Source organism: Bacillus timonensis, from assembly GCF_004799755.1.
Taxonomy (GTDB): Bacteria; Bacillota; Bacilli; order Bacillales; family Bacillaceae_L; genus Ferdinandcohnia; species Ferdinandcohnia timonensis_A.
This window is the reverse complement of the sequence record NZ_SLUB01000008.1, coordinates 1-13,601: the sequence shown is the minus strand read 5'-3', so window position 1 is coordinate 13,601 and position 13,601 is coordinate 1. Positions and strand designations below refer to the sequence as shown.

The following is a 13,601-nucleotide window of genomic DNA, read 5'->3' as shown; positions in this document are numbered from 1 at the left end:
GATGACGTGGATTACCTTTCTGTTATTTCTTTTTTGGGTGCAGCCATCGTTCTTACGATAATGCCAGGACCAGATAACTTGTTCACTTTGGCACAGAGTATCGCAAAAGGAAAAAATGCAGGGATCTTTACAACACTTGGGCTTTGCACTGGATTATTGGTACATATTGCAGCTGCAACAGTTGGAATTTCAGCTGTGATTTACAAGTCAGCTTTTGCATTCACGATCGTAAAATACGCAGGAGCAGCTTACTTATTATTCTTAGCTTTTAAGTCTTTTAGAGAAAAGACATCGAGTTTAAATCTTCTCAATGAGGACACCCTAGATTACAAATCTTTATACAAAAAAGGCGTAATTATGAATCTATTAAACCCAAAAGTTTCTTTGTTTTTCTTAGCTTTCTTCCCACAGTTTATTAACTATGAGAATGGGCATGTTTCCATTCAAATGCTTGTTTATGGAATCCTCTTTCTAGTACAGACGTTAGTCATTTTTTCTTTAATTAGTCTATTTGCTGGAAAAGTTGGTCATTTTCTACGTAAAAATCCAACCTTTTCTCAAAAGATTAACTATATTCAAGGGTCTCTGTTCACCCTAATCGGCTTAAAAATTGCCTTTAGCCAAAAATGAGAAGAAAAAACCCTGTTCTACGATTAGGACGGGGTTTTCTTAAAGAGAAAATTTGTTTAACCACATTAACTTTTTATCACAAATCCTTCCCCATGATCACATATGGAGAATCATTTTTACTCGGTACAAACGGTTCCTTAACAACCAACCATCCCAATCTTTGATACAAATTACGGGCAGAACTATTATTTACTTGAGTAGTTAGAACAGTGGTCTTATTCGTTACTTCCTTTAGTAACTCATGAATAAGAATTGTGCCGTAACCCTGGTTTCTATGATTTGGATGCACAGCTAATTCAACAAATTCAAAACAATCTTCAAGCCATTTTTCGTACTTAATTGGACCTAGCTCATTTGCAAGTAAATCGTGATAATATTGACCCGAACGTGAAATATAACCATAAGAAAAACCTATAATTTCATCATCATCTGACTTCATTATATATCCCCTAAATCCGTCATACTTCATATGTTTTTCCAATCTTTCTTTGATAGATTGATTCCATACTCGTCTATAGAGACCATCGATGGATTCCAATAAGCCTTCATCCCCGTCTATTTTTACAACCCTTACCAACCTTATTCCCTCCATCTATTTTTCTTTTAAGATATTACTCAAGTTAATAAAGTTTTCAACATCTTGAACACATACTTTTATTCCTTTTTCCCAAAAATCTACAGAAGTAATATCTTCTTTTAAATGCTTCATCACTAAATCTTCCATGGACATACTACCTGAATCACGTAACAGTTCTATATAATTCTTTTCAAATTCTCGCCCATTTTCTTTTGATTTTGCATAGAGAATAAGAGAAAGTAAGTACCCGAAAGTATATTGAAAGTTATAAAATGGCGATTTTGTCAGATAATAATGTGGTGTCCAAACCCACGAGTATAATGAAGCGTGATCAAGTGATTCACCGTAAGCCACATCTAAAGCTTCTTGCATAAGCTCTTTTAAACGTGATGAAGAAACGATGCCCATTTTACGTTCTTCATAGAATTTATCTTCAAACAGAAACCTAGAATGTATATTCATAAAATTCATAACACTACGTTTTAATTTTTCATCTAGTAAAAACAATTTTTCTTCAGTAGATTCCGCTTCTTCTATTGCTGCATCTAATATGATTAGTTCAGAAAATGTTGAAGCAGTTTCAGCAACACTCAATGGATATTGCTTATTCAATCCTTCTACAAGCTTCATCGCATAATTATGAAAGGCATGACCTAATTCGTGTGCTAAGGTTAGTAGACTTGTAATTCTGTCTCCATATGTCATAAAAATCCTTGATTCACCAGATAGTGGAAAGCCTGCACAAAAGGCAACAGCGGATTTATTTGGTCGATCTTCAGCTTCTATCCATCCGTTATCAAATGCTTGCTGAGCAAAATTAGCCATTTCATTTCCAAAATGATTAAAATGTTCCAAAATAAAGTCCACAGCTTTTTCATATTCTATCACTTGATTCATATTTCCAATAGGTGCCCAAAAGTTATATGACTTCATCTTTTTTTCGTCAAACTTTTTTGCTTTTTCGTTTAAATAGTTAGTAAATGGTTTTTTATATTTGCATACTGCGGTCCACATTGCATTTAATGTTTCCGCTTTTAAATGATTTTCCATTAGTGGCTCTGCTAAGACATTATCTTGTCCCCTTTTTTTGTACACTTGCAATCGAAAACCTGCAATATGATTTAATATATGTGCGAATAGGTCCTCTTTTTCTTTCCAGATATCTTCTAAAGCATGATGAACCGTTTTACGAATATCCTTGTTTGGGTGAGAACGCAAATTAATGGCTTGACCAACAGATAATTCTTTATGTTCTTCTTCAATCTTAATTTCAATCTTTATACTGCCTATTACTGTTTGATAAAATTGACCCCAAGCATAGTAACCATCTACCATCAGAGCTGAAATCAACCTTTCTTCATCCTCTGAAAGAAACATTTTAGCTTTTTTACGCCATTCATTAAGTATAAATTTGTAATTCTTTAACGCCTTAGCTTCTACTATGTCTTCCCATAAATCTTGATCGATTGAAAACAAAACACTTTGAAATGTTTTAATAGCTGACTCAAAGCGAGCATTTTTTGAAGATGTAACCCCTCTTACAGTGATTGCATTTTGATCTTTTGGGTTTTGTGCCAGAAGACAAGTTGTATAAGAATTGACCTGAGATAGGTGCAAACGAAGATCTGCCATGTGTTTTACTATTGACCCGATTTTAATAGATAAATTTACTTCCAATAGGTTACCAAATGAATCTAGTTGTTCTTCCAATTCAGTCATCTTAATCTCTATCTGTGTTATATGATTATAAAGTTGACTTGACTCACTTCCATCTTGATACAAATTATCAAGGCTCCATATTTTAGAATATCTTGTTTTGTTCAATTTTTACCCCCTGATGTAAATTAAATTAGGCTCTATCCATCCAATTCACAATAATCAGTTATAGCCACCATTTTTCCTGTGGAATTAATATAGGCATAACATCAAAATTTCTTTCGAACCAATCTTTAATTAATGTCTTTTTGACATAATATTCCGAAGCTGAATGTGATACACCAATAAGCGACATAGTTGTGACATTTGCGTAACCCAGCATCTTATCATATTTCATTTTTCCATATTCGTTATCAATATGACAGTGAATTTCACCAGTAATATAGGCATGAGCCCCTCTATTTTCTGCTTCTTTCATCCATTCGATTTTATCTCCACATCCAGCAACAATCGCAATTTTGCGTATACGATTTAAACGCTTTCCTTCAAAGTCAACATAGGGAACTTTAAAGATTTCTTTTAAGGTCTGCTCTAATGCATCAGTATTTGTCTCATCAATATCACAAATTAAGACAAGATTATCACCTTGATGATTTGGTAAAAAACCATCAACAATACTAGCATCTAATGCTTTAGCAATCGATATATTTGTTCCCAATTGTTTGTGATAATCTAAAGGCATGTATAAATAGATAAATTTCTATCCCTTATTTTATTTATATATTTTTCTTTAATTGGGACAAAGCCTTTACCCCATATTCCATAGGGGTCTCCACACTCCATTAATAGAGGATGGTGCATAAATAATAGATCACCCTCATTACTTTCGTTGATAAATCGCTCTAAAACATAATCAGTTGGAAACACAGATAAAAATACGTTTTTTATTTCTGAGGAACCTTTCATCATCCACCCATTAAATAATTCGGTAAAATCTTTCTCAAAAACAGATTTCCAATCGAATGGCACTGTTTCATATACTTCAGGAATAAATCGACTAAAAGCAGGGTCTTTACCGAAGAATTATATATTAAATTCTTCATCTAACTTATTTACTACATCATCTAGAAGAACCATAATTCTTCCCCCTAAAATTGTGATCTAGTAACTGTAAATAACTTCTGCAAAAATAGCGTTAATCCTTTACTCGACTCAACTAACCGATAGTTCAATAGAAATAAAGACATCCCTTTAAGGATGCCCGTTCGTTTTTAAAAACTCATTCATATCAGAAATGACGCTTTTTAATAGGTCAATAGATTTCATTGGTTCCTTATCAAGCTCTAAGCCATGATTTGCACCATCTATTACTTTTAATGTAAGATTATGATTATTTTTCAAGCTTTCAAAGCGATCCTCAATGAAACAAGGATCTTTATCTCCAATAATACATAGACCCTTATTATCACAATTGACCATAGTCTTATAAACATCATCATTTTGTAAAATTGGAGTCAACCATACTACTTTTGCATCGTTGAACCTTGTATAATTTAGCAGATCACTTAAAGCTTTTGTTCCTATTGATTTAGCCACTATAAAATAATTACTATAATTTTTATGCTTTATTGCTTTGTCAATTGCAAGTTGAACATCTTTTTTGAAATCCTCATTACTTAGATCAGATAACTCTTGCCTATTATAAGAATAATTAATATGTAAAACATCAAAGCCTTTCGTATAGAATAACCCTGTGGTAAAGTGTAACAACGGAGCCTGAGTTGGGTAACCAGCCCCTGGCAGGACAATAACTAAATTATTTACTTCTTGTTTTTGTTCAATTAGCCGAAAAGGAATACTCTTCGGGCTTTCCACTTCAATGTTAGTCATCACTATTTCACATCCTTAGGTTTTCTACTTGTATTCTTCACTTTAAGCAAATATTCCTTCTTCAAAATGACTTATTACCCCCAATAACTAGGCTATTTAATCTTTTAGATATTCAATGGACAAAAATTGAAGCCACTCATGTTCAGGTTCGTGTAATGCTAGAGCATGTCGAAACCAATTTTACTTCTCAAAATCGAGAAAATAATTCATCCTATATTAAATTGATTCTTCTTTTTTTAATCGCTGCTATTTTTGCTATTAACAAATTCAATTTGGTATTCTGATATCTTTTCTCTAAGTTTATAGTAATCATTTGACAAATGGCTATCCCTTACAAGTTTCACATTATTTCCATCCTTAAATTGAAACTCTAATATAGACCTTTTTCCTTTTTCTTTTTCAAGATGATAAACAATTTTATTAATTTCATCCCATTTATAATGTTTTTGATCGAGTGTGCTTATCTCACTGAAAGTCACCCCATCATCACTTAATTCTTTGTAGTGATTTGCCCCCAACACAATCGGTATAAAGCTTAATATAAACATGACAATCCCAACTATAAGGGAAGCTTTGTTGACATTGAAATAATATATGATGATTGTAGCTAATAACCATAGAAGAAATCCCGCTCCCCACAGAAAATAAGCAGCTTTTGGTGTTTGAATAAACCAAGTTTCCCTAGTTGCGTACATAACATCTGAGATGATAAAAGGAAAGAATGGCACTGCAAAAGGAATGGAAACTGCTATAATCACAGCTATTGAAACAAAGAAATGTCTTTTTTCGTAATTTCTAGTCAACTCCATTTTTACCCCTCCTACTGTACGTTCAAATAATAAATACGAACAATAATTGTATTGGTTTCAAAAAAATGTAATTTTTCGAAAAATCCAACCTGATATTAAACATGAAAGGCGAATGGTATATTTTTACTTTTTATCGTATAATTTTAATAATATTTGTTCGGTTAAATGCGAATTATCTTCGAATTGGAGGGGAATTTATGAGGTATATATTAAACATTTCTTACTTACTTCATTATTGTTGGGGAGAATTATAGGTTGTAGTAATAAAACTGTGGCACCCGATAATCCAGAGGAGACCGCTTGGTTAATGAAATTAGCAATAGACAATGATAATTATCGTAGTTTTTCTTCATTGTTTGCTGAAGAAAGGAAAGGTAGTATTTCTGAAAGTGAGTTTAAAGAACTTCAAGAACTTACAACTGCAGGTTCTAGTTACGAAAGGTATGAATTGGTTACTTTTGACAATGGAGAAATGTTATTGGTGAAGCTAAGGATTACACCTCCTAATGAAGAAAGTGAACTTAAAATAGAAGATGTAATCATTGTTCCAGATGATATGAAGGTATTATTCAAACACTAATATTTTTATATAAAATGAATGCCGTTTGTTTGGGTAACTTCAGCTTACAACCGGAAACTACTTGCATAAATATATGCTTAATCATCCTCCACCATCTTTTTTAGAAACTCAACTTTTTTATTATCTTTATTATTATTTTTATCTGATCGGTAACTGTCCTTCGATGAAGACTCGTAAACAGAAAGATATTGCTTAGGATTTAGCAAATAATACTTTACCTCACCCTTTATATGTAATTCCAATTCCTCTAATGGTACCCCTGCAAAATCAGGTAACGTGTCTATAATTCCAAATTCAACGGATAAACTTTCTTTAGAAAACTCATGCTCATGCAAATCTATTAGGGTATACCCCATGGAATTCATGATATTCATAATTTTATCCCAGTTAAATATAGATAATTCAGGTGGTACCTCCCAGCCCCTCTTATCACCATGCACATGAATATCTAAGTCTTGAGCATCCCAACTCTTTCCTGTAACGATTTCTAAACCAACTGACCCCATGAGCAATGGAATAATTTCAATATCATTTAATTTTTTAGCAATTTCAATAAACTCATTAAACTTGTCAGTACCCATTTGTTCTCTCACTTTCCCAGGATTATACAGCCCCGTCTTTTCTACATTTTTATAGATAACTTAATAATCTATCAAAAGATCGGATCTCGGCATACGGTTTTATTTCGGTTTCATTCTTTATCTTATGAGGATTGAACCATATCCCCTTCATATTTGCATGTTGACAACCACCAATATCCTTTACTATGTTATCTCCTACGAATAATGCTTCTTCCGGTCGTACGTTAAGCTTATGTAATGCTAATTCAAATATGCGTTCATCAGGTTTACTAAATCCTACTTCTTCAGAAATAATGATTGTATCAAAACAATGATGTAAATGAGTGTTCAATATTTTTGCTTTTTGTCTCTGTGTTGAGCCATTTGTTATTATTCCAACCTTAACATGCATCTTTATAGTGTTTACGATATGTATAGTATTATGGTCTATAGAAAAACATTGCGGAAAATTTTCATTCCAAAAATCTTGACTATATCTATGAGGCCATCTAACGTTTGGCGGATATTCATCAAAAAAAGATTCAAACACTTGTGTTTTATCACTAATGCCATAGCTTCTTTTATCATAATCTTTGAATGATTGTTGCATGTCGTTCTTTGTTGATTCTTTAATATCTTCCTCATAACACTTTTCTAAAATCAGTTGAAACATTTGTTCTACTGCCTTATCCCTATTGAGTAAGGTATCATCTAAATCAAAAAGCATTGCCTTATAACCTCTCATATCATTTCACAACCTTTCACACATTCATATTATCATAATATTCCAAGTTTTTTCCAAAAAAAGAAAGACCATCATTTGATGATCTTTGCAGGAATGAAGTTATTCGAGGTTACTGTTTTTTATGTACAACATAGAATTGGGCGATTCGTAACTTTTTACAATTCTTTTTTCTTTATTTTACTTTAACCGATGTTCGATCAGGTGTACCATATAGGAAATATTCTTGAGGGAGTGGTGAACCATACCAAATGATTCCTTTATCCAATTCTTCCTCTCTCCACGTAATCGTTTTCCAATCTGGATCCAATATTAAGTAACCAGAGTCTCCAAATAACTCAACACGGTTTCCACCCGGCTCAAAAACATACATAAAGTATGCCTGACTTATCCCATGTTTACCTGGGCCAGCTTCGATTTCTATCCCGTTTTCAACTAGCAAATCCGCTAAATCCATTAAATGTTGAGGATATCCATACCAATAAGCAACATGATGGAATCTCCCTTTTTCTCCACTTTGGTCTCCCATAAGCGCTATTTCATGTACTAGTGGACTAACACTCATCCATGCACCCATCTCGGCCCCATCATTCATGATAATATTTTCACGAAGTTTAAAACCTAATTCGTCTGCCATAAACTGTTTATTTTGTGTGACATTTCTACACATTAAATTTATATGATCTAAGCGCCTTGCTGGAATCCCGATATTCGGTCTCTTTTGTGGACGACTCTTCAGCATTGTCTTTTGATCTTCCGGAGCCTGGTAATACTCAACATTCCAAAGAATCTCCATATTATGACCATCAGGTGTTTGGAATTGATATGCATCCCCATGTCCAAGGTCTCCTTCAATCCATCCCTTTCCATATCCACTTTTTTCAAGGGATTGAACTCTTTGATACAGTGCAACTTCAGAGCTTGCTCTCCAAGCAGCATGTGCCATACCCGCTTCCTTTGCTTCTGTGATTTTTAACGTATGATGATAGAAATCTTCATAGGCCCGTAAATAAACAGACTGTCCTTCTCTGGCACTAATCTGCAAGCCAAGATAATCTGTAAAAAACTTAAGTGTCTCTTCAGGCTTTGGAGAATACAGTTCTACATGAGCTAATTGGGCTACATCAAAATTTGACATAATAAAACCTCCTGATTAGAAAAATATTTTTATAAAAATACATATATCTGTTCATCATGTAGCTCATCATACAAACTTGGAATTAAGCAGGCGTAGGCAGTGATTTCCATACTTCTTATTATCAAAAAAGACCCCCTTTAAAGGAATACAACAGGATTTTTTAAAGCGCTTACAATTACTTATGCTAGAATTAGCTTACACAAAATTATGAATATATGCAATTATAAAATATTATGAAAGTTTCCAATTTTATATTCTATAAAAGTTTGCAAAAAAACAACGGGTATAATCCCGTTGTTCATATAGTCAAAGGAGAATAGCAGCAATCCTTACCACCACTCACTCAACTAATTTCATTTTCGTTTATTTAATAATTCTTCTGATTTTTTTAACAGGTAAATGCAGGATATAATCCGAATCTACACCTTTATATGGATTATACACTTCAAAACCAATGAGATCCGCTTCTTCATATCCTTCCCTCGTAAACCATTGATAAAGGAACTGATAGGGATTAATATCATCAGTCTTTGGATTAAACGCGAGTACAGCATATTGATGGGCGGAAATGGTAATAGACATCATATCTAATGGGATATCTTCATCATTTGTTACTTCTACACCAGCAATCCAAGTAAACTCATCTTTTTCTGGGTTAAAGTTAGGGGGATCAACAAAAATACCATAGGAGATTGTTTCATCCATTCTATTTTTGACCTCGCCAATTCTAGAAGAATGGAATTCTTCAACGACATTAGGAACTTTAATGTCTTTATCCATCATGGTTGTATTACACGATATTCCTACAACTCTAAATTCCCTTTTATCTATAATTTTTGGCTTATACTTTTCCACTAATTCCTGAAAAACATGATTCATTTCTTCATCTCCTTAAAATCTCTTCATATTTCAATTAATAAACTAGTATCTTAGCTTCCCAATTCTATAAACCTTCTCCATAGGACAAAATCCGACATACTAACATAATATTCAAAATATTATATAGAAATTAAAAATAGAGAGAGACACCATTACGAACTCCTTGTTCAAGTATTGCTACCCGTTAGTCAAAAACTTTATTTTCTGACTCTGCGGCTTGTAAAATAACATATTAATCTTTCGAACTATAACTTTTTATCCACCCCATATCTACAGGAGCATTTAACACATTGTAATGATCCTCCCAATTTATCCAAATATCGTTCTCCCCAATTTTTATCATAACCATAGCTGGTCCATTAAGACCTTTTTCATTCTTCCACATTATTTCATAGGTGGTTTCAGAAATGTAAAATTCACTCTCTTTTCTCGTTTTCTTCACCTTATATTGAGATAAAAATTCCATTAACTCACTAATAGTTTGGGAATCCCTAGTTTTCCAAGAATCCATAGGTGTATTCATTGATATTTCTTTCGGATAACTATAAGTGTCTATTGAAATTTCTTTTGGATAACTATACCTGTCTAATACATCTTTCAAAGATTTTTCTTGAAAACTATTCCAGTATTGTAAACCAAATATAGAAATTGCTACAAACACTAAGGAGAAAAAGACTGTTGCTTGTCTTTTAGGTGGTAAATACCTTTTTTCCTGACGTTCTAACCAATTATAGATAAACTTGCAAACTAGTAAAGAAACCAGCACAATCACAGGCCAAACTACGTACCATAAATAAAATAAAAACGGAAATAACCAAGATACAAGCGTATGTAGAACCAGAAAGAGTACAAAAAACAGAGTCGTACAAATTATTTGTTTCATAGACACCTCCTGAATTAATTATGAATTATTAATTTAAAGAAACATTAATTTGGCTTCGTTAGTTGAATGTTTACTTTTTTGTTGTGTAAGTACACATTGCTATCACACTTGCTAAATACAAAATTGAAAATCCAATAACACCTAAGTAAGAACCTTCCGATTTCAGCCGCACCAGAACTAAAAGTAGTTGCAAGAAATGTGCAAATAATTAAAGCCTAATAGTAAAGTTCCAATTCCTACACCAAAGGATTTCAAACAGCCACCTTCTTTCCTAATATTTTACTAAACTGGTTCCATTCTTAAAAAATTTCAAAAAAATGCTCCTATTCTACTTGGATCAACGTTACCCGATAGTTTAATAATAGTTATTTAGTACGCTGTAAATTTCTTTCTCAAAATTTCATCAACTATCCAGTAAATGAATGAGGCTACTAATGTTATTACAAGAAGTAATAAATGCTCAAAAAAGAAAGAGAGAACTAATCCAATGATTAGGCCAAAGATCATATAAATCATAAATGCCTTTTTAAATCTTTGTTTACTGTTTAAATTCTTTGTTAGATAATCAGAGAAGATAGATACTGGTAAGCCTATGAGAAACATAAATGGTGCTGTACCTGCAAGTAGAATACCAAGTGCAGCAAATAAATTATCAAAGTCATTCATTATTGCAAAAAAAACAGTGAGAAATAATCCAGTTAAGAGAGTGGTAAAAACAAATCCTAGAAATTTTCTTAGTATCATCTAAACCCCCCATGTAATTAAAACAATTTCAATATTGCCTTATTAAACATAACTGCTTCGTTTGTTAAGAACAGCAATTAATACAAGGACAATAATATAAATCTGCTTACCCATTCACAACCTAATATTAACATAATATTCCATTTAGTTTTGAATTATTTTACAGAAAATCACGATCCATTTAATGGTCGCCTTGTTGAAATATTGCACCCGTTATTTAAGTGCACAGCTTCACAAACTAATTATTGCTGCCCTTTAGTTCAATAAAAAACGGTACTACTCCAAACTCATTGTTTTGGAAAAATAAAAATCCTAGCGATATTATTCATATCACTAGGATGAAGGACTAACTAATTATAAGTTTTCAATTTTCTCTATATCCTCTGCAGATAATACGAAATCGAAAAGATCGAGATTAGATGCTTGATTTTCACGGTTGTGAGATTTAGGAATAACGATCACACCGCGTTGAATTTGGTATTTTAATAAGACTTGTGCACCAGATTTTTTATAGGCTTTACCGATTTCATCCAAAACTTCTTTTTGATGGGCTTCGGTTTTCATAGGTCCCCATGCAACAGGTGTAATGCCCTCGTCTTTTAATACAGCAAGGAGATCTTTGTTAGGTTCTTTTAAGTTAACTTGTATTTGATTAACAGCTGGCTTCACTTTAGCAAATTCTTTCAATTCATCTAGATGATTTTTTCCAAAGTTTGAAACGCCGATTGCTTTTAGTTTGCCCGCTTCGTAATATTCCTCAAAGACTTCCCAAGTGTTTTTAAGTTGTACTTTGTCTTCGATAGGGAAGTGAATAAGAAGCAGGTCGAGATAGTCTGTTTGAAAGTTTTTTAGACTGTTATCGATAGCTGCTCGAGTAGCTTCCTTTGAAGAAATATATTCTTCGTTAGCTGGAACTTTTGTCGTTATGAATAGCTCTTCTCGAGGCACTGTGCTTTCTGCTAAAACTCTTCCGACAAGTTCTTCGTTTCGATAAATGATAGCTGCGTCTATTGAACGGTAACCTAACTCAAGTGCTGATACTAATTCAGGAATTTCATCTGTTAACGCCCCGTTATACTCATTATTTTCTTTTCCATAAGTATTTGTACCTGTGCCTACAATTGGCATTTTTAACCCATTATTAAGTGTTATGTATTCCATTTGTTTTCAAGCACTCCCTCTGTATACTCTAATTACTTAACTTACAAAGTACATTATAACAAATTGTAGAATCTTCAAAAAGTAATACAAGAGAAGAGATTAATCTCTTTAGATCAACGCACCCGTACAAGGTTAACTAGGTTAGAACGTCAGCACCCTTGGGACTTGATCCTGTCAACTAAACAGTTCGCTCCCATAATGCCTTCCAGATAATATCTATATCACAATTTGCAACAATGTGCTTTACGACCAATCAACGCCATTCCAAGAGGATTGCAATTTTCGCAGCAGTACAATTTGTCCAATATGATACGTATCGTGCATCATGATATTGCTGAGTAAACGCTCAATAGAATACCTGTTAGCTGCATACGGAGCTTTTAACCCTTCATCGTCAAGATCCTCAATGACCGTTTTTAATTTATCCATAACTTCATTAAGGCGTTGCAATGTCTGAGTCCACCCAATTTCGTCTTCAGGATCCCCCGGATTTCCGAAGGTTTCTTCATTATCTTCTGCCTTATGCGGATTCACTGTGCCCTTAATTCGATGGATTACATCTTCATTCCAAAATATCAAGTGGTTGACAATTTGCCAAATCGAATTGCTCATTCCCGATCCTGTCCATGCTGCCTCGGCTGCGACGACTCCTTGAAGCGCCTGATCCATGGATGCAAACCACTCATTCTCATGGCCATGCATGTCGAGTTGTTCTAGTAACATTTTGGTTACAACTTGCATACAACCAATCTCCTTTACTGTTTAGTATAATCTTTCAAGTTATTAAACAAGAAAAAGCTGACTAAAATAATAATCATTCGGTCCAAAAGGGTAAAAACCGAATCCAAGTGGATTCTTCCAAATTGAGCATACCTTTCTCTCCAACATGGCAGTGTAATCTGAAACTTCCGGGTGACGATAACAATAATCCTTAATCAATTTAGAATAAAGTCATTCATACGCTTAAACCTTTTTTATTTTGAAATATGAAAAACTTTGATTACTTTGACTTATTCGGATTAACCAACTTTTATGCCTTTATTTTTTTTGGTTGACCTGTTAGCAAACAACTTACTTGGCTTTTGATAGTACAAGGTGCTTAGTTCATAGAATGATTTGGAAAAGATGGCTGTCGCTTTGATTATCGACTTCTATAAATTCATCAATTTAATGAGAGCTATTTCCCTTACCTGGGAGAAGTACACCATATGCCACAACATTTTCCATTTTCCAGTAACAGGAACCACTACTCTTGTTAAAGAACCGCACTCCTTAGTTGAATAAAATTTCATTCCATATTATCTATTATTTTTACAATATCTTCTTTTGAGAATACATCCACTTCTTTAGGT

Annotated in this window: 14 protein-coding genes and 1 pseudogene; 2 read left to right on the top strand and 13 right to left on the bottom strand. The window is 33.3% G+C overall.

Annotated features, from left to right (window positions below; genetic code table 11):
* Positions 1-6: 6 nt before the first annotated feature.
* Entirely contained in the window at positions 7-630 is a 624-nt protein-coding gene (locus E1I69_RS06615) for a LysE family translocator (RefSeq protein WP_136378814.1), read from the top strand.
* Positions 631-706: 76 nt separating this feature from the next.
* Here the strand turns inward: E1I69_RS06615 and E1I69_RS06610 are convergent, their stop codons facing one another.
* The 5 genes and pseudogenes from E1I69_RS06610 to E1I69_RS06590 form a co-directional block, all read right to left on the bottom strand.
* A complete protein-coding gene (locus tag E1I69_RS06610; RefSeq protein WP_242634550.1) occupies positions 707-1,207 on the bottom strand; it encodes a GNAT family N-acetyltransferase in 501 nt (166 codons plus the stop codon).
* Positions 1,208-1,222: 15 nt separating this feature from the next.
* Positions 1,223-3,031 (bottom strand): M3 family oligoendopeptidase, encoded by a 1,809-nt coding sequence (locus tag E1I69_RS06605; RefSeq protein ID WP_136378812.1) that lies wholly within the window; start codon positions 3,029-3,031, stop codon positions 1,223-1,225.
* A gap of 58 nt (positions 3,032-3,089) precedes the next feature.
* Positions 3,090-4,000 (bottom strand): annotated as a pseudogene (locus E1I69_RS06600) (Nif3-like dinuclear metal center hexameric protein).
* Positions 4,001-4,114: 114 nt separating this feature from the next.
* Complete coding sequence (locus tag E1I69_RS06595) at positions 4,115-4,753, bottom strand: alpha/beta family hydrolase (protein ID WP_136378919.1); 639 nt, start codon at positions 4,751-4,753, stop codon at positions 4,115-4,117.
* A gap of 236 nt (positions 4,754-4,989) precedes the next feature.
* A complete protein-coding gene (locus E1I69_RS06590) occupies positions 4,990-5,562 on the bottom strand; it encodes a hypothetical protein (protein WP_136378811.1) in 573 nt (190 codons plus the stop codon).
* A gap of 307 nt (positions 5,563-5,869) precedes the next feature.
* Between E1I69_RS06590 and E1I69_RS06585 the strand changes: the two genes are divergently transcribed.
* Positions 5,870-6,142, top strand: a complete 273-nt coding sequence (locus E1I69_RS06585; protein ID WP_161974848.1) for a hypothetical protein — start codon at positions 5,870-5,872, stop codon at positions 6,140-6,142.
* Between the two features lie 77 nt (positions 6,143-6,219).
* Here the strand turns inward: E1I69_RS06585 and E1I69_RS06580 are convergent, their stop codons facing one another.
* The 8 genes from E1I69_RS06580 to E1I69_RS06545 all read right to left on the bottom strand — a co-directional run bounded on the left by E1I69_RS06580 (position 6,220) and on the right by E1I69_RS06545 (position 12,990).
* Complete coding sequence (locus E1I69_RS06580; RefSeq protein WP_136378809.1) at positions 6,220-6,723, bottom strand: phosphoribosylanthranilate isomerase; 504 nt, start codon at positions 6,721-6,723, stop codon at positions 6,220-6,222.
* Between the two features lie 49 nt (positions 6,724-6,772).
* Positions 6,773-7,447: an HAD family hydrolase gene (locus tag E1I69_RS06575; protein WP_207308516.1), complete on the bottom strand. Its 675-nt coding sequence runs from the start codon at positions 7,445-7,447 to the stop codon at positions 6,773-6,775.
* Positions 7,448-7,619: 172 nt separating this feature from the next.
* On the bottom strand, positions 7,620-8,582 hold the full coding sequence (locus E1I69_RS06570) for a catechol 2,3-dioxygenase (RefSeq protein WP_136378808.1): 963 nt from the start codon (positions 8,580-8,582) through the stop codon (positions 7,620-7,622).
* A 363-nt stretch (positions 8,583-8,945) separates the two neighbouring features.
* A complete protein-coding gene (locus E1I69_RS06565) occupies positions 8,946-9,461 on the bottom strand; it encodes a GyrI-like domain-containing protein (RefSeq protein WP_136378807.1) in 516 nt (171 codons plus the stop codon).
* A gap of 232 nt (positions 9,462-9,693) precedes the next feature.
* Positions 9,694-10,344 (bottom strand): hypothetical protein, encoded by a 651-nt coding sequence (locus tag E1I69_RS06560; RefSeq protein ID WP_136378806.1) that lies wholly within the window; start codon positions 10,342-10,344, stop codon positions 9,694-9,696.
* Between the two features lie 369 nt (positions 10,345-10,713).
* Positions 10,714-11,088 (bottom strand): hypothetical protein, encoded by a 375-nt coding sequence (locus E1I69_RS06555; RefSeq protein ID WP_136378805.1) that lies wholly within the window; start codon positions 11,086-11,088, stop codon positions 10,714-10,716.
* A gap of 354 nt (positions 11,089-11,442) precedes the next feature.
* Entirely contained in the window at positions 11,443-12,249 is an 807-nt protein-coding gene (locus E1I69_RS06550; RefSeq protein WP_136378804.1) for an aldo/keto reductase, read from the bottom strand.
* Positions 12,250-12,492: 243 nt separating this feature from the next.
* A complete protein-coding gene (locus tag E1I69_RS06545; RefSeq protein WP_136378803.1) occupies positions 12,493-12,990 on the bottom strand; it encodes a DinB family protein in 498 nt (165 codons plus the stop codon).
* Positions 12,991-13,601 lie beyond the last annotated feature (611 nt).